The sequence below is a fragment of the Sphingopyxis sp. JAI108 genome (assembly GCF_013410105.1).
Lineage (GTDB): Bacteria > Pseudomonadota > Alphaproteobacteria > Sphingomonadales > Sphingomonadaceae > Sphingopyxis > Sphingopyxis chilensis.
In genome coordinates this window covers 459,387-478,626 of record NZ_JACCCJ010000001.1, presented here as the reverse complement: position 1 = coordinate 478,626, position 19,240 = coordinate 459,387, and the positions used below count along the sequence as shown (strand labels likewise).

Sequence of the window (19,240 nt, the reverse complement as noted above, 5' to 3'; positions counted from 1 at the left end):
TTACATCATCGCACCGGCTGTTTCCAGACGGGAGAGGATAATGAAATTTCTGTTCGCCCTGCCACTGGCGGGTGCAATATTGGCTGCCGCAATGATCATGCCATCGCCCATAGCGTATGCCGGGCCGGCCCAAGGGGCGGGCGCGCAGGCTTTCGCCGCGTGCAAGGCCTGCCACACGCTCGAGGCGGGTGGCAAGAGCGTGATGGGGCCCAATCTGCATGGCCTGATGGGCCGGCAGGCCGGCTCGGTCGCCGGGTTCAACTATAGCCCGGCGCTCAAGGCCTCTAAGATTCGCTGGGATGAAAAGTCGCTCGACGAATATCTCGCCGCGCCGACCAAGAAGGTGCCCGGCACGCGCATGGTCGTCAAAGTGGCCGATCCGGCGCGCCGCGCGGCGTTGATCGCCTATCTCAAGACCGCAACCGCCAAGTGACCGGCACGTGACGCGAAAGGCTATCGCATGAAGGGTCCGGCTGTTTTCCTCGCGCAGTTCATGGGCGACGCCGCGCCGTTCGACAGCTTGCCCTCGGCGGCGCGCTGGATGGCGGACGCGGGCTATGTCGGCGTCCAGATCCCGACCTGGGACAGTCGCTGCATCGATCTCGCCACGGCGGCCGAAAGCCAGGATTATTGCGACGAGCTTGCTGGAACCTGCCGCGAAGCGGGGGTCGAGATCACCGAGCTGTCAACCCACCTGCAGGGCCAACTGGTCGCGGTGCACCCCGCCTATGACGCCCAATTCGACGCCTTCGCGCCCGATGCGGTAAAGGGCAAACCCACCGAGCGGCAGAAATGGGCGGTCGAGCAGCTTCGCCTTGCCGCCAAGGCAAGCCGGCGGCTGGGCCTCGATGCCCATGCGACCTTTTCGGGCGCGCTTGCTTGGCCCTATCTCTACCCCTGGCCCCAGCGTCCTGCCGGGCTGGTCGAGGAGGCGTTCGGCGAACTCGCGAAGCGTTGGCGGCCGATCCTCGACGCCTTCGACGATCAGGGCATCGACCTCGCCTATGAAATCCATCCCGGCGAGGATCTGCACGACGGCATCACCTTCGAACGCTTCCTCGCGGGCGTCGACAATCATCCGCGCGCCAACATCCTCTACGATCCCAGCCATTATGTGCTGCAGGCGCTCGATTATCTCCAGTTCATCGACATTTATCACGAGCGGATCCGCATGTTCCACGTCAAGGATGCGGAACTCAACCCGACCGGCCGCTCGGGCGTCTATGGCGGCTTTCAGGACTGGGTCGATCGCCCTGGCCGCTTCCGTTCGCTGGGCGACGGCCAGGTCGATTTCGGCGGCATTTTCTCCAAGCTGACGCAGTACGGCTACGCCGGCTGGGCGGTGCTCGAATGGGAATGCTGCCTGAAACATCCCGAAGACGGCGCGCGCGAAGGCGCGCCCTTCATCGCCGCGCACATGATCCGCAAGGCCGACAAGGCGTTCGACGATTTCGCGGGCGGCAGCGATCCGGCGCTCAACCGAACGATGCTGGGGCTCACCTGACGAAGCAAAAACAAAAATAAACGATAATAAAAGGGGACGCAGGATGACGACATTGCACAAGGGACGATTGTTCTGGCTGGGCGTGCTCGCGCTGTTCACCGCCGCGGCGAGCCTCGCGATCCGCGGCGCGATCGCCAGCGGGCTCAAGACCGAATGGATCGACCCGATCGCGCCGCTACAGGCCGGCGAACTGGTCGCCGCCGCGCTCGGCGCCGCCTTCCTCAGCTTTGCGATCACGCTGTTCGTCGCGAGCGCGCTGCTCGACCAGATCGGGATGAAGCGGTGTCTCGCCGGCGCCGGGCTATGCTTCATCCTCGGCCCTTTGATGATCGTCACCGCGGGCCATGTCGCGACCGGCATGACGATCTACTGGCTCGTATGGACGGGCATGCTGCTCAGCGGTATCGGCTGGGGGTTGACCGAGGCCGCGATCAATCCGTTGACCGCGCAGCTCTATCCCGACGATACGACCCACCGGCTCAACGTGCTGCATGCCTGGTTTCCCGGTGGCATCATCGTCGGCGGCCTCGCCGGCTTCTTCCTGTCGGCGGCGCTGCCGTGGCAGGGGATCATGGCGCTGGTGATGATCCCCGCCGCCGTGACCGTGATCATCGCCGCGACGACGACCTTCCCGCCGCCGCTGCGTGAGCAAAGCGGCGTCAGCTTCGGCGAGATGATGGGCGAGGTGTTTCGCCGCCCGAGCTTCTTTATCTGGTTCGGCGCAATGTTCCTGACCGCGGCATCCGAGCTGGCGCCGGGGCAGTGGATCGACGTCGCCCTGTCGAACCGCGTCGGCATGCGCGGCATCCTCCTGCTCGTCTATGTCAACGCGCTGATGTTCGTCTTCCGCCATTTCGCGGGGCGCCTCGCCAATAAAATCTCGAATCCGGGGCTGCTCTGGGTGTCGAGCCTGCTCGCGGCGATCGGCCTGTTCATGCTGAGCCAGGCGCAGTCACCGGTCGCGGCGATCCTCGCCTCGACCGTCTGGGGCCTCGGCGTCTGCGTGATGTGGCCGACGATGCTCGCCTCGGTCGCCGAACGCTATCCGCGCGGCGGTTCGTGGGCGATGGGGCTCGTCGGATCGGCGGGCGCGCTCGCCAGCTTCTTCGTGCTGCCGCAACTCGGCGCGATGTTCGACCGGGCGAAGGTCGAGTTCGCCGGAGGTCCCGAGGCCTTCGCGCGGTTGACCGGTGCCGCCAAGCTGGCGGTCGAGGACGCGGCGGCGTCGCTGTCCTTCCAGCGGCTCGCGATCCTTCCGCTCATCCTCCTCGCCGTGTTCGGCTTCATCTGGCTGCGCGAACGCGGCAAGTCGCGCGCGGCGCTCGCGGGCGAGGCGGCATGAACCTGTCGCGCCGGACCGTGCTCGCGGGCGCGGCCGTCGCGGCGGTCGGCGCCGCGACGGCCGCGAACGGCGCGACGTCATCCGGTGCGTCCCGATTTTCGCTGAAATACGCCCCGCACGAAGGCAGCTTCAAGAGCAGGGGCAACCGCCTCGAACAGATCGCTTTTGCTGCCGATCAGGGCTTCACCGCGTGGGAAGATAATGAAGCCGCCACGCGTTCCATCGCCGACCAGAGTGCGATGGCGCGCGCGCTCGATCAGCGTGGCATGACGATGGGCGTGTTCGTCGCCAGCATGCCGCGTTGGGGCGATTTCCGACCGCTATTGGGCGGCAACGACGATGGCGACCGCACACGCTTCCTCGCCGATATCCGGGCTTCGGTCGATGTCGCAAAGCGGCTGAATGCCCGGCATATGACGATCGTCACCGGCTTCATGGACCGCAAGCTGCCGGTCGACATCCAGACCGCGCGCGTGATCGACGTGCTGCGCCGCGCGGCCGAAATCTATGAACCGCATGGCCTTGTCATGGTGATGGAGCCGCTCAATACGCTGGTGAATCATCCCGGCGTCTTCATGTCGACGGTGCCGCAGGGCTATGCCGTCGCACGCGCCGTCGACAGCCCGGCGATCAAGATACTCGCGGACCTCTATCACGAGCAGATCCAGGCCGGGAATCTGATCAACACGCTCGACACCTGCTGGGACGAGATCGGCTATATCCAGTTTGGCGACAATCCGGGGCGCAACGAGCCCGGAAGCGGCGAGATCAATTATCGCAATATCGTCCGCTGGCTCCGCGCGAAGAATTTCGCGGGCGTGATCGGCATGGAACATGGCAATTCGGTCGAAGGTCGCGCGGGCGAAGAGCGGCTGATCGCCGCCTATCGCGCGATCGACGCGGCATGAGGGAGAAGCAAGTGAAGCGTTTCGCATGGGGCGCGGCCATCGCGGCCGCCGTGGCGGCGGGCAATCCCGCCACCGCGCAGGAGAAGCCGGGGTTCAAGGACACGCCGATGCTGCCCGGCGGGGAATGGCGCGTGCACGATTCCGACCGTCCGCATCCGACGGTGGTGACGCCGGGCGATGTTCCGGGCGCCCCGCCCTCGGACGCCATCATATTGTTCGACGGCCAATCGCTCGATGCGTGGCAGGCGCAGGCGACGCCGTGGATCGTCAGGAACGGCGCGGCGACGTCGGTGCCGCGCGCCGACGGCGGCGGCGAGAATGCGCTGGTCAGCAAGCAAAGCTTTGGCGACGTCCAGCTCCACCTCGAATTCGCCTCACCCAATCCGCCCGCCAAGACATCGCAGGATCGCGGCAACAGCGGCATCTGGTTCATGCAGCGCTACGAACTCCAGATCCTCGACGGATACCAGAACCCGACCTACGCCGACGGCACCGTCGGCGCGATCTATGCGTGGAAGCCGCCACTGGTGAACCCCTCGCGGCCGCCGGGTGAGTGGCAGAGCTATGACATCGTCTTCGAGCGCCCGCGCTTCGGGCCCGACGGCAAATTGCTGCGCCCGGCCTATGTCACCGCCTTCCTCAACGGCGTGCTCGTGCAGAACCGCCAGCCGTGGCTCGGCAGCACGGTCTGGCGCAAGGTTGCCGAATATGAGGCGCACGGCAACGCCGCGCCGATCCAGCTCCAGGACCATCATTCCCCGGTCTCTTTCCGCAACATCTGGGTGCGCCCGCTTCCCGAAGCCGCGGCGAGCTATGACTTCGAAGGCGAGGTGAAATGATCATCGATCGCAGAGACGCGCTCGCCGGCATGGTCGCGATGTTCGGCGCCAGCCTGTTCGCACCGATCGCGCGCGCGGCCGCCGTGCAGGTGACGCCGATCAGTAGCGGTCCGCCCTCGTCGCCCGTGTTCAGCGCACAGCAGCGCGCACTGATGACCGCGCTCAGCGAGCGGGTGATGCCGACCACCGACACGCCCGGCGCGATCGCGGCCGGCGTTCCCGAATTTATCGAAAAGCTGCTCGCCGACTGGGCCAGCCCCGACGAGCGCAAACCGATCCTCGCCGGGCTCGACGCGATCGAGGTGCAGAGCCGCACCGAATACAAGGTCGCGGCCGACAAGGCGATGCCGGCGCAGCAGGACGCGCTGCTTACGCTGGCGATGGAAGACAAGATCGCCGGCGGCGCCGACTTTTTCGACAAGTTCCGCCAGCTCGTGCTCACCGGCTATTTCACGTCGGAGGTCGGCATCACGCAGGAGCGTGAATATCTGCCCGTCCCCGGGCGCTACGACGGTGCCTATCCCTATTCCGAGATCAAGAAGGTGTTTTCGTCATGATGATCGGCAGGCGGCAATGGATGGCGGGCGGCGCGGCCTTGGCAACGACGTTCGCAGCGGGACCGCTGATGGCGAAGGGCCTCAAGGCAAAACCCATCGGCATCCAGCTCTATACGGTGCGCGAACTCTTCGCGAACGACCCGATGGGGACGCTCGAGAAAGTGGCGGCTATCGGTTATCGCGAGGTGGAATATGGCGGCGGCGGTTACGACAAGATGGACCATGCCGCGCTCCGCAAGACGATGGACCGGCTTGGGCTGACCTCGCCCTCGATCCATGTCGGGTATGAAGCGCTCGCGAGCGATTTCGACGGCGCGGTCGCGATGACCAAGGCGTTGGGCGCCGACACGCTGATCGTCCCTTATATGGCCGACACGCACCGCAATGCAGAGGGCTGGAAGGCCGCCGTCGCCGATTTCAACCGCTATGCCGAGCGGCTCAAGAAGGTCGGGCTGGGCTTCGCCTATCACAATCATGATTTCGAGTTCACCGTGAAGCCGGACGGCGTCAGCCTGTTCGACACGCTGATCGCCGATGCCGACCCGGCGCTCGTCGGGCTCGAGCTCGACCTGTTCTGGGCCATCGCCGCGGGCGAGGATCCGAAGGCGATCATCCGGCGTCTGCCCGGCCGCATCTACGCCTATCACGTCAAGGATCGCACCATCGACGGCAAGATGACCAGCGTGGGCAAGGGCGTGATCGATTTCGCCGACATCTTCACGCTCAATGCCGTCGCCGGCGTCCGGCATTTCTATGTCGAGAATGATCAGTCGCCGGCGCCCTATCTGCCCGACATCCGGACCAGCTTCACCACGCTCAGCCGCCTCCGCGCATAACCGATATTCGAGGATAAGATATGACCGACCAGTTCGATGCAATCGTCATCGGTTCCGGAGTGAGCGGCGGATGGGCCGCGAAGGAATTGACCGAGAAGGGCCTGAAGGTGCTGATGCTCGACCGCGGGGTGATGGTCGAGCATGGCGATTATGATTATGACGGTAAGCCGGCCTATGAGGTCCCGGCGCGCGACATGATGCCCAAGGCGCTGATGGACAGCGACTATTTTATCGCCAAGCATGGCTATGTCTCTCCGTCGAACCGGAAATTCTACAACAACGACCGGGTCAATCCCTATGCCTATGGCGAGGGCGAGAAATTCTACTGGATCCGGCCCGGCGCGGTCGGCGGCAAGTCGCTGATCTGGGGGCGCTGGAGCTTCCGCTGGAGCCCTGAGGATTTCGAGGCGAACAAGCGCGAGGATGTCGGGATCGACTGGCCGATCCGCTATGACGACCTCGCGCCCTGGTACGATTATGTCGAAAATTATATCGGCGTGTCGGGATCGCGCGAAAATCTGCCGCAGCTACCCGACAGCGCCTTTCAACCGCCGATCCAGATGAACGTCGCCGAAAAATGGGTGAAGGAACGGCTCGAGGCGACGTCGCCGGGGCGCAAGCTGATCAACACCCGCCTGTCGAACATGACCGAGGACAAGGAGGACCAGGGGCGCAGCAAATGCCAGTTCCGCAACCAGTGCGGGCGCGGCTGCTCCTTCGGCGCCTATTTCTCGACGCAGGCGGTCACCCTGCCCGCAGCGCGCGCGACCGGGCGGCTGACGCTGCGCTCCGACGCCGTCGTCTCCAACCTCGAATATGATCCGAAGACGAAGAAAGTCACCGGGGTGCGCGTGGTCGATGCGAAGACCAGGCAGGCGGAAGTGATACCGGCGCGCCTCGTCTTCCTCTGCGCCTCGGCGATGGCTTCGACCCAGATCTTGATGAACTCGCGCATTCCGGGAACGGCCAAGAGCCATTTCGACGCGAGCGGGACTTTGGGCCGCTATGTGATGGACCATATCTTTCGCGTCGGCATCTCGGGCGACATTCCGGGCATGACCGATTATATCGAATATGGCCGCCGCCCCGGCGGCGTCTATGTCCCGCGCTTCCGCAACGTCGGCGGCGAGGAAGGGATCGGCTTCAAGCGCGGCTATGGCTATCAGGGCAGCGCGCGGCGCGATCCGTTGCCGCCCAAGGGCTTCGGCGCGTCGATGAAGCACGGCATGCGCGGTTATGGCCCCTGGAAATTCGGCATGGGCGCGTTCGGCGAATGCCTGCCCTACGAGGATAATCGCGTCAGCCTGCACGCCGACAAGGTCGATCGCTTCGGCATCCCGCTGATGCGCTTCGACGTCACCTTCCGCGAGAATGAGATCCGCATGATGGACGACGCGCGCAGCGAAGGCGAGGCGATGCTGCGCCGGGCCGGCCTCACCAACGTCACCAGCGGACGCAGCGAGCATGTGCCCGGCGACGCCATCCATGAAATGGGCGGCGCGCGCATGGCGGCCGACCCGCGCCGGTCGGTCCTCAACAAATGGGGCCAGGCGCATGATGCCGCCAATCTGTTCGTCACCGACGGCGCGCAGATGGCCTCGATCTCGTGCGTAAACCCGTCGCTCACCTTCATGGCGCTGACCGCGCGCGCCGCCGATTACGCCGTGAAGCAGCTCGAGGCGGGCGCGATCTAGCAATCCTTCCTGTCCCGATCGTCATCCCGGCGCAGGCCGCGATGACGATTCAGGAAAGAAGGATCGGCCCTTAAAGCGCGCCTTCGAGCCAGCCCTTGAGTGCGCTCTTCGGCGCCGCGCCGACCTTGGTGTCGGCGATCTCGCCGTTTTTGAACAGGATCATCGTCGGGATACCGCGCACGCCATATTTGCTCGGCGCGTCGGGATGGTCGTCGATGTTGAGCTTGGCGATCACCACCTTGCCGGCCAGTTCGTCCGAAATTTCCTCGAGTGCCGGGCCGATCATCTTGCACGGGCCACACCATTCGGCCCAGAAATCAACGAGCACGGGGGTGTCGCTGTCGATGACGTCGGCCTGAAAGCTCGCGTCGGTAATCGCTTTGGTACCCATAGTCAGAACTCCTGAAACTCTGTTGTCCTCAAGCTAAGGCGTCGGCGCGTCGGGCTCAAGGGCTGAACCCGGCAAATTCGCCTTGGTTGCGCGCAAGCCCGGCTTGTGCGCGTCGAGCAAGGCGTCGGAAAGGCGGATCAGCTGCGGCGCCGCGGTATAAAGCAAGGCCGCCTCGATGCGGCGCCGCGGAAATATCGCCGCCAGCGCATCGCGATAGGCGGCCATCTGCCGCAGATAGGCAGGCGCGACGTCGGCAGCGCTGGCCGGCACATGGCGCCCGGTCTTGTAATCGACCACCGTCACCGCGTCATCGGTGACGAGCAGCCTATCGACGATCCCCGCGACGACGACGCCATCGACGACGGCCGATAGCGGCACTTCGGCAAGGCTCCCCGGTCCGAACAGCGCCGCGTGCGCCGGATCGTCGAGCACCGCAAGCACCTCGTCGACCGCCGCCGCGCGCGCGGCATCGTCGAGCGCCGCCGCCTGCCCTTTCAGCCAATGCCCGGCCGCGATACGCCTCCGCGCGGACGCCACCGGCGGCAGCCGTTCGAACAGCGCATGGAGTAACAGCCCGCGCTCGACCGCCGCCGCGCGATCGCCCCCCTGCGGCGGCGAGGCGACATCGTCTTCGCCCAGCGCCGACGGCGCGAGCGGGCGCGGCGGGCGCGCTTCCTCGGGGGCGGGTTTCGTCGCCCAGTGCGGCACCGCGACCGGTGCCGGTGCCTGCCGTGCCTTGTCCTTCGACAGACGCGCCCATTTCTTCGGCTGCACCGCGTGGACGCGCTTGCGGCCCCAGCGCGGCCCCGCATCCTGCCAGTCGGCGCCCATATCGGCCATCACCGCTTCGACCGCGCTGTGCCAATTATGCTCGGGCAGGCTGCGATCGGCGGTCTTGGTGATACCCGTCACGACCAGCAATTCCTCGGCGCGCGTCATCGCGACATAGAGCAGTCGCCAATGCTCCTGCCGCTCGGCCGCGTCCTTGTCGTCATAGGCCTTGGCGATAGCGCCGTGGCGTTCCTCCTTGCCGAGCGCGAACACCGGCAATTTCTCCCACTCCCCCATCGACAGGTCGAAGCTCAGCCGCCGTGGCCGCGGATCGTCGGTGGCGTCGGCGAGGATGACGATCGGCGCCTGCAGCCCCTTCGACCCGTGCACGGTCATCACCCGCACGACATCGCTGCGCGCTTCGCTCTGGCGCTTGATATCGGCCGTGCTGGCGGCGATGTGCGCCAGGAAGCCGAGCAGCGAGGGCGCCTCCTGCCGTTCGAAGGCGAGCGCCTGTCCGAGCAGTTCATCGATCGGATCGCGTGCCTCGCGCCCCAGCCGGCGATAGAGCTTGCGGCGCCCGTCGAGCGGCCCCGACAGCAAGGCGTCGAGGAAGCGAAAGGGCGTAGTGAAGTCGGCCATGCCGAGCCATCCGCGCAGCGCTGCCATCGTTTCGGGCGGGGCTTCGCCTTCGCGGGCGCGCAATTCTTCCCACAGGGCGCGGCCCTTCCGGCGATGGGCGAAAAGGAACAGATCGTCCTGCGTCCAGCCGAGCAGCGGCGAGACTAGCAAGTTCGCAAGGTTAAGGTCGTCGAGCGGCTGGACTGCAAAGCGCATCGCCGCGAGCAGGTCCTGCACCGCGAGCGATTGGGTCAGCGAAAAGCGGTCGACCCCCGCGACCGGCACGTGCCGCGATTGCAGGCGCGCGACGATCCGCGCCGCAAGATCACGGCGGCGGCGGACAAGGATCAATATATCGCCCGGCGCGACGCTCCGGCCGTCCTTGCCATGTTCGATCCAGTCCTGGACCTCGTCGGCGATCGCGCGCGACAGGCGCAGGCTGGCGGGATCGCTCGCCGCCACCGAAGAGTCGCCGGGTCCTGCGCCGTCTTCGCCTTCGTCGCCCTCGCCGTCACTCTCGCCATCGTCCGCACCGGCATCGATCGCCTTGCCGACCGGCAATGGCTCCCACAATTCGACGCGGCCCGCGCGATCCTGGTTGAAGTCGGCGGGAATGTGCGGGGGCTCGTCGCTCGCCAGCCCCATCAATTCGGGCGCACCCGCCGCGATCCATGCATCGACGACGTCGAGGACCGCGGGGCTCGATCGGTAATTGGTGTCGAGGTCGACATCCTCGAACGGCCTGCCGCCCGCGATGGCCCGCTCGCCAAAGCGGAACCGCGCCGCCTCGAACGCCGCGGGTTCGGTGCCCTGAAAGCCGAAGATCGCCTGCTTGCGGTCGCCGACGGAAAACATCGTACGCACCCGATCGTCCTTGGCGCCGAGCCCCGCGAAAAATTCCGCCGCCAGCGACAGGATGATCGCCCACTGCCGGGCATTGGTGTCCTGCGCCTCGTCGACCAATATATGGTCGGTGCGCTGGTCGAGCTTGAAGCGCACCCACTCGCCGAAATCGCCGATGGCGAGCAGGTGGCCGGCGATGCTGATCAGATCGTCGAAATCGGCATAGCCTTTCTCGCGCTTGGCGAGCGCATAGGCTTCGGCGAAGCGGCTGCCCAGATCCCAAGCCGCCGCCAGATCGTCGGCAACCTGCATCGCGGTGGCGGTCGCCAGCAACTCGCCCGTCGCGGCAACGATGCGTTCGGCGGCGCTCAGGCAACCGCGCATGCCGCCCTTGTCCTTCACATAATCGGCGCGCATATCGCCGGTCCCGGTCAGGAAGCAGCCGCGCAAAGCGGCCAGCATCGCGGCGCGGCCGCCCGCATCGGCGCGCGACCAGTCGTCCATGATCGCCGCGCGCGCCTCGCCCGTTTTCGTCCCCCAATCGCGCCCGCTGAGGGCGACCGCGGCAATGTCACCATCGGCGATCGCGCCGCCCGCCAGCGCCGCCGCCTGCCATTTCACCGGATCGCCATGCGGCAGGCCAAGCTCGGTCCGCAAATCGTGCGCCTTGGGCGCCAGGCGCGGGCTATTCGCCGCGGTGAAACAGCTCGCGCAGCGGGCGAGGAAGGCGATAGCGGCATCCTGACCCAGCCGCCGCGACAGCATCGCGGCGATGCCGCGCATCAGATCGCCGTCGGCGCCCGGCTGCGCCAGCAACTTGCCCAGAACTTCGCGCTGCAACGCCCCCGCCTCGCCATCCTCGAGCGCGCGAAACCCCGGCAGTATCCGGGCCTCGAGCGGGAAACTCGCGAGCAGGGTCTGGCAAAAGCTGTGGATCGTCTGGACGCGAACGGCGCCCCCGGGGCTGTCGATCACCGTCGCGAACAGGGATCGCGCGCGCTGCATCAGCGTCGGGACGCCGCGATCATAGCCGATCAGGTCGAGGTCGAGCCCCAATGCCTGAAGCTCGGCGCGCAGGTCGCCATCGTCCATCCGCACCCACATCGCCAGCCGCTCGTGAATGCGGTGCGCCATTTCGGCAGCGCCCGCCTTGGTAAAGGTGATGCACAGGATCGCCTCGGGCGACACGCCCTCCAGCATCAGGCGCAGCACGCGGGCCGACAGCACCTGCGTCTTGCCCGTTCCCGCCGACGCGCCCAGCCAGACATGGTCGCCCGGCCGCGCCGCCGCGCGCTGTCCCGGATCGAGCATTTTCAGAAGCTTGTCGGGGTCGATCATATCGGCCGCTCCTCGTCCGCGCGATCGTCGGCGTCACCGCGCCCGAACCATTCGTCGCGACGCATCAACTGGTCGAAATCGGCATAACGCTTGGCGCTGTCCCCGGGTGCGAAAAACCCGTCACCTAGCAAATAAGCGGCGGTGAGTTCGGCGAAGGCGTCATAGGCGCGGGCGACTGCATCCTCGGCTGTTTTGAGTTTGCGACGCCCCCCGTGCGTTGGCGCAACACTGCCGTTGGTGCCCTTGGCGCGGTCCGCCTTAAGGCTCCAATATTCGAGGGAATTGATCGACCCCGCAGAAACGCCCTCGACCTCCCCCATTTCGGCGAGCAAGCCGAGCAGGCCAAGCTGGTTATCGAGCCCGTCGAACGCTGCGCTGCCGCTCGGAGCCGCCCCGGTCTTGTAATCGACGACCGCGAGGCTGCCGTCCTTCAATCTATCAATGCGGTCCGCCTTTCCGGTCAGGCGGATACCCTCCATCTCGTGCACCCCGGTCGCCTCGGTAGCAATCGGCTCACGCCCCTCCACCCTCTCTGCCCAGACGCGCTCCGCCGCCCAGCGCAGCGACGGCTCGATCCTCGGCAACCAAAAAGCACGCGCAAGCGAATCGAGCGCCGGGTCGGATCGCAGCGCCGCCAGCTCGGCGTCGAACGCGGCTTCGGTCAGCCCCGCCGTCTGCCAGTCCTGCAGGAATTTATGGACGCGGATACCGAACCATTTCGCATCGGGACCGCTGCTCAACGGATCGAGTTCGCTCAGCCGCAAAATCTTGGCCGCATAAAAGGCAAAGGGATCGCGCGCGAGCTGATCGACCCCGGTGACGCTGATCCGGGTCGGCCGCGCGGCGAGCGGCGGCGCCGGGCGCGGCCTGTCGGCCGGTTCGCTTGCGCCCGGCGGCACGTCGAGCGCGGCTGCGAGCGCGGTGACGCTCGTGCCGTCCAGCCGTGCCTCGGGCAATTCCCCCGCGAGCGCGGCGAGCCGCAGCCAGAAGCGCGACGCCACCGCGGGGTCGCCGCCGCTGCGCATTGCGCGCGTCACCACCACTTCGCGCGCCGCGAAGGCGCCCGCGAAATCATGCGCCGCCGCGCCCTGCTGGCGCTCGGGCGCCGCCAGCCCGAGCATCCGGCGGATGCCGGGCGCGAGCCATGGATCGGGGCTTTGCTGCTGCGGCCAGCGCCCTTCGTCGAGCCCGCCGAGGATCATCACATCGGCGCGCTGCAACCGCGCTTCGAGCAGGCCCCAGATGAACAGGCGGGGGTGGCCGCCATAGGGTGGCCGGACACTCTCGCCCGACAGCAGGTCGGCGAGCATCGCGGGGAAGTCGGCAGGCGCGACGAGCGCCGGGCCGGCGCCCCTCGCCAGCGTCCAGCGGTCGAACAATTCGGACAGCGCGCGCCCGGCATGGCCGGTCCACACGGCGTCACCGGTCAACCAGCCAAGCGCCGCCTGCAACGCATCGAGCAGCACCGTGGGCGGTGCGGGAACGCCGGCTGTGAAGGGCGCGAGCGCCGCGCTGAGTCCCGTCGCAACATCCGCCCACCAATCGGCGATGGCTTGCGCCTCAGCATAGCCGCGCGCTTTGGGATCGGCGGCACGCTCGGCAATCCGCGCCGTCACGCCGCCCCAGCCCGGAACCAGACCGGGCCCGCGCAGCACGAGGTCGAGCCGCCGCACCTGGTCGAGCCAACCGAGCCGCGCTTCGCCCGCGCGCACCAGCGGATGCCCGAGAAGCGCGATCAATCGCACCGGATCGAACGCCGCCGCGAATTCCGTCAGCGCGAGCAGCAGCGCACCCGGCGGCGCCTGGCCCAGCGGCTGCCCCGCGCTGTCGTCGACCGAAATGTCCCAGCGCGCAAGCGCCGCCGCGACGCGGGTCGCGAGCGCGCGGTCGGGGGTGACCAGCCCCGCGGTGCGCGTCGGCGTTTCGAGCGCATGGCGCATCATCAGCGCGATCCCCTGCGCCTCCTGCCCGTCGTCGGCGAACACCGCCGCTCTGACCCCGGCGATGCCGGGGCTCAGGTCGCCGGCTTGCTGCCAGCGCGCCGTGAAGGCGGAGGGCGCGAAGAGCAGCGAGGTGAAGGGCGAGCGCGCGTCGGGGCCGTCGAACGGCGACGCGGCGTCCCATGATTGCACCTCGTCGCGCGACACGCCCATGCGGCCGAGCAGCAATTTCAGATGATATTGCGGATGCGTTTCGAGCGGGCGCTCTCCGGGTTTATCGGGGTCGGCTTTCACCGGCCCCAATGCCTCCCACTCTTCGCCAGCCATGCCAAGGTCAAGCCCCGGCAGCACCACCATGCCGCCCGTCAGGTCGGCGACGGTGCGCAGCAGCCGCGCGATCGCGGGCGCGGCGGTGGTCACACCCGCCGCGACGACGAAACGCGCGGGCGGCGCCACCCGCCACCCTTTGCTCACCCGATCGAGCAGCCGGTTGCGGCGGTCGGCGCGGTCGATATGCCCCGTCGCCGCGAGCATCGCCGGCCATTGGTCGACGAGCAGCGACAGCCGCCGCCACGACGCCTGCCAATGCCCCGCGAGATCGCCGAGCGCGTTTTCGATATCGGCGAGCCGCGCGGGAGCGACCTCCTCATAATGCAGCTGGTCGATCACCCGCCCCAGCCCCTCAGCGAGCTGGAACGCCGCGGCGCCGGTGATCGGCTCCTCGCCCGCGGGATTATATCTCTCGATCAGCGCCGCCAGCATCAGCCGGCGCCTCAGCGCATCGATCGCGGGCGGAATCGCATCGCTCTCGTCGATCGGGTCGAGCGCGAGCGCGACGCTTTCGTCGAGGTCGGCGTCGCCGATCACGACGAGCCGCGGCATCAACAGCCCCGTGCCGCCCGCGCGCACAAACGCCGCCTGTACCGCACTCCGCGCACGGTTGCTCGGCAGCACGATCAAGCCTTGCGCAAGCCCCAGCGCGCCGTCGGCATAGCGGTCGATCAGCCCCGCCGCGAGCGCATCGGCAAAGGCCCGCTGGACGGGGATGGAAAAGACGGTGGGTTTGGCGTCAGCCATCGGATTCAAACTGCGTCATTGCGAGCGCAGCGAAGCAATGACGAAATAAGGCGGTCAAACCTCACTCAACGCCGCTTCGGTCGGCGCGATGCTCGCCGGGCTGCCGACGTCGAACCACTGCCCCATATGCGACAACCCATAAAGTCGCCCCGCCGCGATTGCGCGGTCCCATAATATATTCGTCGAAAACGCCCCATCGGGCGCGTCGGCGAGCAGGCGCGGCGAGATGAGCTGGATGCCGGTGTAGACAAAGGGCGCGATCCGCCCCGGTTTGCGGCGCGACAGCTTGCCGTCGCCGTCCATATGGAAATCACCGCGTCCGCCATGCCCCGTCGCACTCGCCTGCCGGATCACGAGCAGCAACGCGTCCATCCGCTCGCCGTCCCAGTGGCGCGCGAGGTGACGGATGCTGTCCTGCGGCCCGTCGGTCCAGATATTGTCGCTGTTGACGATCAGGATCGGGTCGCCGGTAAGCTGCGGCAGCGCCTTGACCATGCCGCCACCGGTTTCGAGAAGCAGGTCGCGCTCGTCCGAAATGGCGATGCTGAAGCTGCGCTTCTGCGCCGCCAGATGCGCTTCGAGCGCGTCGGCGAGATAATGGACGTTGACGACGACATGCTCGACGCCCGCCGCCTCGATCCGGTCGAGGCTATGGTCGATCAGCGCCTTGCCCGCGACGCGGACGAGCGGCTTGGGGCGCGTCGCGGTCAGCGGGCGCATCCGCTTGCCGAGCCCCGCGGCCATCACCATCGCGCTTTCGATCTTCACCGTCACGTCGCCATCGCCTTCCATATCGCCGCGCGTTTCGAAGCGGGAACATTGGCGTCGAACCATTGCCGAACCGGGACAAGCGCCGGATGCGCGAGATCGCGTTCGAGCAACCCCCACATGCGCGGCTGGAAACTCTTGTAATGCGGCTTGTCGTCGCGTTTCCACAGCCGGACGAAAACGCCCAGGATGCGCGTGTTGCGCTGCGCGGCGAGCGCCCAATAGGCGCGCTCGATGTCGCGCCCCGTCACCGCCTGGTAGCGCGCGAGCATCGCCGCCTCGACCGGCGGGCTTACATCGCGCCGCGCATCTTCGAGCACCGAAGCGAGATCATAGGCCGGGTGGCCGACGAGCGCGTCCTGGAAATCGAGCAAGCCGTAATGCGCGATCCCCTGCTGTCCCTCGACCAGCATGATATTCTCGGCATGAAAATCGCGCAGCACGGTGACGCGCGGCAGGCCGTCCTGCTCGACCGGCGTCAGCACCTCGGCCCACGCCGCGCGAAACGCATCGCGGTCGGCCGGAATATCGAACGCCGGGCAATACCAGTCGGTGAACAGCATGACCTCGTCGAGCCACTGCTCGATCCCGTGTACGGGCAACCCCTCCATCGGCGGCCGCGCGTGAAGGTGGACGAGCAGGTCGGTCACCCCCGCATAATATCCGGCCTCCTTGTTGAGCTGTTCGTCGACCGTTTCGCGCAGACGCACGTCGCCGAAATCCTCGATCAGCAGCAGGCCCCGCTCCAGATCGCGCGCGAGGATCGTCGGCGCGTTGAGCCCCTGTTCGCAGAGGAATTCCGCAACCGCGATGAAGGGGCGCGGGTCTTCGTGCGGCGGCGGCGCGTCCATCAGCACCGCCTGCCGGCCCTGATCGACGACCCGGAAATAGCGGCGGAAGGAGGCGTCCCCCGCGAGCGGCAATATCTGGGCATCGCCCCAGCCATGCGCGGCGAGAAAGGCGGGCGCATGAGCGGGCGGAATCATCGGAGCGGCCATCTTGCTCCCCAAGCCGCCGGCACATCGGCTGTCAAGACGCGCGCGTCGCCCTCGCCCGAAATCCGGAGGTTCAGCGCCCCCGGCCAGCTTTCGCTCCCCAGCCGCTCGGGCCATTCGATCAGCAACGCCCCGTCGTAGAGATAGTCGTCGAGCCCCAGTTCGATCAGCTCGTCCGCGCCCTCGATCCGGTACAGGTCGACATGCGCGATGGGCAAGTCCACTTCGGGCGGTGCATAGGGCTGGACGATCGCAAAGGTCGGGCTCGGCGCCTCGCCCGCCAGCCCGCGCGCCTTCAGCATCGCGCGCGCCAGCGTCGTCTTGCCCGCGCCAAGGTCCCCCGACAGCAGCACGACGTCGCCCGCCGTCAGCGCCGCCCCGATCGTGGCGCCGATGCGCTCGGCTTCGTCGAGGTCGTAGCGCAAGGAAAACCCTGTCATGCGCCGCGCGGCAGGCTGATCCGCACGAGCGTGCCCTGCCCCTCTTCGCTCACCACTTCCATCGTCCCGCCGTGCGCCGCGACGAGCTGGCGCGCAAGCGCCAGGCCGATGCCGCCAGTCGCGGTGCCCGCGCGCTGCCCCTTGGCGACCGCCGCCGCGGCTTCGGGCATCCCCGGACCATTGTCGGACACGATGATGTCGACGCCGCGCGCGTCGCCGTCGGCGTGGAGCAGCACGCGCGCGCCCGATTTGCGCGACGGCGCGGTAAAGCGCACCGCATTGTCGAGCAGCCCCGCGACGAGCCGCGACAGCCGCGGCGCGTCGCCTTCGATCGTGCCAAGGTCCGCCGAGATATTGCCGACCAGCTCGACCTTCTCGCTATCGGCAAAGCCCTTCGCGTCGGCGAGCGCGTCCTCAAGCAGCACGCGGATATCGACCGGCGCGCGCTCGATCGCGAGCGTCCCCGCCTCGCCCTGCGCGAGGTCGAGCACATTGTCGATCTGGCGGCCGAGCACACCGACCGAATCCATGATCGCATCGATATAGGCACGCTGCTGGTCGCCGAGCTTGCCGGCATAGCCCGCCTGGAGCATCTCACCGAAGCCGCCGATCGAGGTGAGCGGCGTGCGCAGTTCATAGCTCATGCGCGACAGGAAGGCGGTCTTGGCCTTGTCGGCCGCCTCGAGCGCTTCGTTGCGTTCGCGCAGCGCGCCTTCCATCTTCCGGCTCGCGGTGATGTCGAGCATGATGAGCAGCGCATTGCCGTCGGGCAAGGGGATCGACGCGAAGTCGAAATGACGCCCGTCGGCGAAGCGGACCTCGCCGACGCGCTGTTGCCGCTCCAATGTTGCCGCGCGGATAACCTCCTGCACGATGCTGATCTGGTTCGGTTTCGCGAGCCGGTCGGCAAGCCCGCTCATCAGCGCGTCGACGCGCGGATGTGCCGCGAGCGTCGGCTCGTCGATTCCCCATAGGCGGCGGAAACGCTGGTTCCACAAATGCAGCCGCCCGTCGGGCGCGAAGACCGCGACCGCCTCGAACAGATTGTCGAAGGTCGCGGTGCGCACGCGCAGCAACGTGTCGCGCGCACCCGCCAGCTGCACCTGCTCGGTCTTGTCCTCGGCGATCAGCAGCAGCCCGCCGTCGGGGGTCGGCTGGGCAACGACGTGAAGATGCGTGCCGTCGCGCAGCAGCCAGTCCTCCTCGCTCGCCTCGGGCTGCGCGAACCAGTCGACATGCGCCTGCCGCCATTCGGGATAGTTGCGCACCTCGGGCGTCCGCCCCAGTTCGCGCCAGGCGTCGAGCAGGCGCGCGAAGGGCAGCGCCTCGGCGACGTCGTCGGCCTCGATCCCGAACAGGCGGCGGAACGGCAGGTTGGCAAAATTGAGGCCCTGGTCGGGTCCGAATTGCGCGACCGCGGCCGACAACCGGTCGAGCAGCTCGCGCTGTGTATCGACGAAGCGGCGGTGCGCGCCGCGCTCGGTTTCGAGTTCCTGGATGTCGATCGCATAGCCCGCAACGCCGATCACCCGCCCACCCTCGGGCGCCAGCGGCACGTCGACGACGCGCATGATCCGCCGCTCGCCCTCGATCGTCACCGGGATCGTCCGCATCTGCGCGGACCCGGCGGCGCGCGCGGCGTCGGCGGCGTCGGCGGCGCTCACCCCCGCGACGGTTTCGCACAGCTCGATGCCGCCGTCGATCACTGCCGCGGCGCCCTTGGCCTCGACCGCGCGCACATAAGCGCCGTTGACGAGTGCAAGCGACAGGTCGGTGTCGCGGAACCACATCGGGAAGGGCGCGGCCTCGATCAGCCCCGACAGCGCCTCGAACGCCGCCATCGCCTCGTCGCGCTCTTGCCGCGCGTGGGCGAGCGCCTGCTGCCCGTCGGTCGCGTCGCTCAGCCACAGCAGCACGCTGCCCGCCCCGCCGACCGCCTGCGGCGCGGCGGCGCCATGGACGATGATCGTGCGCTGGCTGCCGTCGGGCTTCAGGCTCAACACAAAGGGTTTCGCGCCGCGCTGCGCGCCGATGATCGCCTGGCGCAGCGCGTCGTGCGCCTGCGCGTCGAGCCCGCTGCCGAGCCCGCGCAATTCGTCGAAATTGCGTGGCCCGCGTTCGAGGCCCAGCCAGCGGCCGAGCCGCTCGCTCGCCTCGATCCGCCAGTCGGCGCGGACGATCACGGGAAGCTGCGGCGACGCGTCGACGAGGCTCGCGAGTCGTTCGGCCTGCCCGGCGACGAACGCCGATCGCCGCTGCATCGCGATGCCGCGCAGCGTCGCCCACAATCCGGCGAGCAACCACAGCGCCGCGAACAGGCCGAGCGCGAACAGCAAGGTCGGGGAAAGCGTGCCGCTCATCCCGCCTCAAGTCCTC

Annotated in this window: 15 protein-coding genes; 8 read left to right on the top strand and 7 right to left on the bottom strand. The window is 67.6% G+C overall.

Translation table 11 applies throughout. From position 1 onward, the window contains the following. Positions 1-40: 40 nt before the first annotated feature. The 8 genes from HDC29_RS02255 to HDC29_RS02220 are packed head-to-tail and all read left to right on the top strand — an operon-like array spanning position 41 to position 7,680. The gene (locus tag HDC29_RS02255; RefSeq protein WP_179493968.1) at positions 41-433 is read left to right on the top strand and encodes a cytochrome c family protein; all 393 of its coding nucleotides are present in this window, start codon (positions 41-43) and stop codon (positions 431-433) included. A gap of 27 nt (positions 434-460) precedes the next feature. Further along, a complete protein-coding gene (locus tag HDC29_RS02250) occupies positions 461-1,504 on the top strand; it encodes a sugar phosphate isomerase/epimerase (RefSeq protein WP_179493966.1) in 1,044 nt (347 codons plus the stop codon). Between the two features lie 43 nt (positions 1,505-1,547). Next, on the top strand, positions 1,548-2,846 hold the full coding sequence (locus tag HDC29_RS02245; protein WP_179493964.1) for a sugar MFS transporter: 1,299 nt from the start codon (positions 1,548-1,550) through the stop codon (positions 2,844-2,846). After that, positions 2,843-3,754 (top strand): hydroxypyruvate isomerase family protein, encoded by a 912-nt coding sequence (locus tag HDC29_RS02240; RefSeq protein WP_179493962.1) that lies wholly within the window; start codon positions 2,843-2,845, stop codon positions 3,752-3,754. Before HDC29_RS02245 ends, HDC29_RS02240 begins: the two co-directional genes overlap by 4 nt. An 11-nt stretch (positions 3,755-3,765) precedes the next feature. Then, positions 3,766-4,593 (top strand): DUF1080 domain-containing protein, encoded by an 828-nt coding sequence (locus tag HDC29_RS02235; RefSeq protein WP_326913770.1) that lies wholly within the window; start codon positions 3,766-3,768, stop codon positions 4,591-4,593. Continuing rightward, positions 4,590-5,150 carry a gluconate 2-dehydrogenase subunit 3 family protein gene (locus HDC29_RS02230; RefSeq protein ID WP_179493958.1) on the top strand — a complete coding sequence of 187 codons (561 nt, stop codon included), beginning with the start codon at positions 4,590-4,592 and terminating at the stop codon, positions 5,148-5,150. Before HDC29_RS02235 ends, HDC29_RS02230 begins: the two co-directional genes overlap by 4 nt. Beyond that, the gene (locus HDC29_RS02225; protein ID WP_179493956.1) at positions 5,147-5,986 is read left to right on the top strand and encodes a sugar phosphate isomerase/epimerase; all 840 of its coding nucleotides are present in this window, start codon (positions 5,147-5,149) and stop codon (positions 5,984-5,986) included. Before HDC29_RS02230 ends, HDC29_RS02225 begins: the two co-directional genes overlap by 4 nt. Before the next feature lie 20 nt (positions 5,987-6,006). After that, complete coding sequence (locus HDC29_RS02220) at positions 6,007-7,680, top strand: GMC family oxidoreductase (RefSeq protein WP_179493954.1); 1,674 nt, start codon at positions 6,007-6,009, stop codon at positions 7,678-7,680. A 70-nt stretch (positions 7,681-7,750) separates the two neighbouring features. Here the strand turns inward: HDC29_RS02220 and trxA are convergent, their stop codons facing one another. The 7 genes from trxA to HDC29_RS02185 are packed head-to-tail and all read right to left on the bottom strand — an operon-like array spanning position 7,751 to position 19,224. Further along, a complete protein-coding gene (trxA, locus tag HDC29_RS02215; RefSeq protein ID WP_179493952.1) occupies positions 7,751-8,071 on the bottom strand; it encodes a thioredoxin TrxA in 321 nt (106 codons plus the stop codon). 33 nt (positions 8,072-8,104) lie between these two features. Beyond that, positions 8,105-11,644, bottom strand: a complete 3,540-nt coding sequence (gene addA, locus HDC29_RS02210; RefSeq protein ID WP_179493950.1) for a double-strand break repair helicase AddA — start codon at positions 11,642-11,644, stop codon at positions 8,105-8,107. Continuing rightward, a complete protein-coding gene (gene addB / locus HDC29_RS02205) occupies positions 11,641-14,661 on the bottom strand; it encodes a double-strand break repair protein AddB (RefSeq protein ID WP_179493948.1) in 3,021 nt (1,006 codons plus the stop codon). The genes addA and addB overlap by 4 nt, the downstream gene beginning before the upstream one ends. A 54-nt stretch (positions 14,662-14,715) precedes the next feature. Continuing rightward, positions 14,716-15,453 (bottom strand): nucleotidyltransferase family protein, encoded by a 738-nt coding sequence (locus tag HDC29_RS02200; protein ID WP_179493946.1) that lies wholly within the window; start codon positions 15,451-15,453, stop codon positions 14,716-14,718. Beyond that, complete coding sequence (locus HDC29_RS02195; protein ID WP_179493944.1) at positions 15,432-16,415, bottom strand: aminoglycoside phosphotransferase family protein; 984 nt, start codon at positions 16,413-16,415, stop codon at positions 15,432-15,434. The genes HDC29_RS02200 and HDC29_RS02195 overlap by 22 nt, the downstream gene beginning before the upstream one ends. Continuing rightward, positions 16,412-16,864, bottom strand: coding sequence for a tRNA (adenosine(37)-N6)-threonylcarbamoyltransferase complex ATPase subunit type 1 TsaE (gene tsaE / locus HDC29_RS02190; protein WP_179493942.1), 453 nt, complete (start codon positions 16,862-16,864; stop codon positions 16,412-16,414). The genes HDC29_RS02195 and tsaE overlap by 4 nt, the downstream gene beginning before the upstream one ends. Then, positions 16,861-19,224 carry a PAS domain-containing sensor histidine kinase gene (locus tag HDC29_RS02185; protein WP_179493940.1) on the bottom strand — a complete coding sequence of 788 codons (2,364 nt, stop codon included), beginning with the start codon at positions 19,222-19,224 and terminating at the stop codon, positions 16,861-16,863. The genes tsaE and HDC29_RS02185 overlap by 4 nt, the downstream gene beginning before the upstream one ends. Between the last annotated feature and the right edge of the window lie 16 nt (positions 19,225-19,240).

What these genes read in the sequence shown, in the direction of transcription:
- HDC29_RS02250 (WP_179493966.1), top strand. Translation starts at nt 461, where the DNA reads ATGAAGGGTCCGGCTGTTTTCCTCGCGCAGTTCATGGGCGACGCCGCG.
- trxA (WP_179493952.1), bottom strand. Translation starts at nt 8,071, where the DNA reads ATGGGTACCAAAGCGATTACCGACGCGAGCTTTCAGGCCGACGTCATC.
- addB (WP_179493948.1), bottom strand. Translation starts at nt 14,661, where the DNA reads ATGGCTGACGCCAAACCCACCGTCTTTTCCATCCCCGTCCAGCGGGCC.
- HDC29_RS02195 (WP_179493944.1), bottom strand. Translation starts at nt 16,415, where the DNA reads ATGATTCCGCCCGCTCATGCGCCCGCCTTTCTCGCCGCGCATGGCTGG.
- HDC29_RS02200 (WP_179493946.1), bottom strand. Translation starts at nt 15,453, where the DNA reads ATGGAAGGCGATGGCGACGTGACGGTGAAGATCGAAAGCGCGATGGTG.
- HDC29_RS02220 (WP_179493954.1), top strand. Translation starts at nt 6,007, where the DNA reads ATGACCGACCAGTTCGATGCAATCGTCATCGGTTCCGGAGTGAGCGGC.
- HDC29_RS02225 (WP_179493956.1), top strand. Translation starts at nt 5,147, where the DNA reads ATGATGATCGGCAGGCGGCAATGGATGGCGGGCGGCGCGGCCTTGGCA.
- HDC29_RS02230 (WP_179493958.1), top strand. Translation starts at nt 4,590, where the DNA reads ATGATCATCGATCGCAGAGACGCGCTCGCCGGCATGGTCGCGATGTTC.
- addA (WP_179493950.1), bottom strand. Translation starts at nt 11,644, where the DNA reads ATGATCGACCCCGACAAGCTTCTGAAAATGCTCGATCCGGGACAGCGC.
- HDC29_RS02255 (WP_179493968.1), top strand. Translation starts at nt 41, where the DNA reads ATGAAATTTCTGTTCGCCCTGCCACTGGCGGGTGCAATATTGGCTGCC.
- HDC29_RS02245 (WP_179493964.1), top strand. Translation starts at nt 1,548, where the DNA reads ATGACGACATTGCACAAGGGACGATTGTTCTGGCTGGGCGTGCTCGCG.
- tsaE (WP_179493942.1), bottom strand. Translation starts at nt 16,864, where the DNA reads ATGACAGGGTTTTCCTTGCGCTACGACCTCGACGAAGCCGAGCGCATC.
- HDC29_RS02185 (WP_179493940.1), bottom strand. Translation starts at nt 19,224, where the DNA reads ATGAGCGGCACGCTTTCCCCGACCTTGCTGTTCGCGCTCGGCCTGTTC.
- HDC29_RS02240 (WP_179493962.1), top strand. Translation starts at nt 2,843, where the DNA reads ATGAACCTGTCGCGCCGGACCGTGCTCGCGGGCGCGGCCGTCGCGGCG.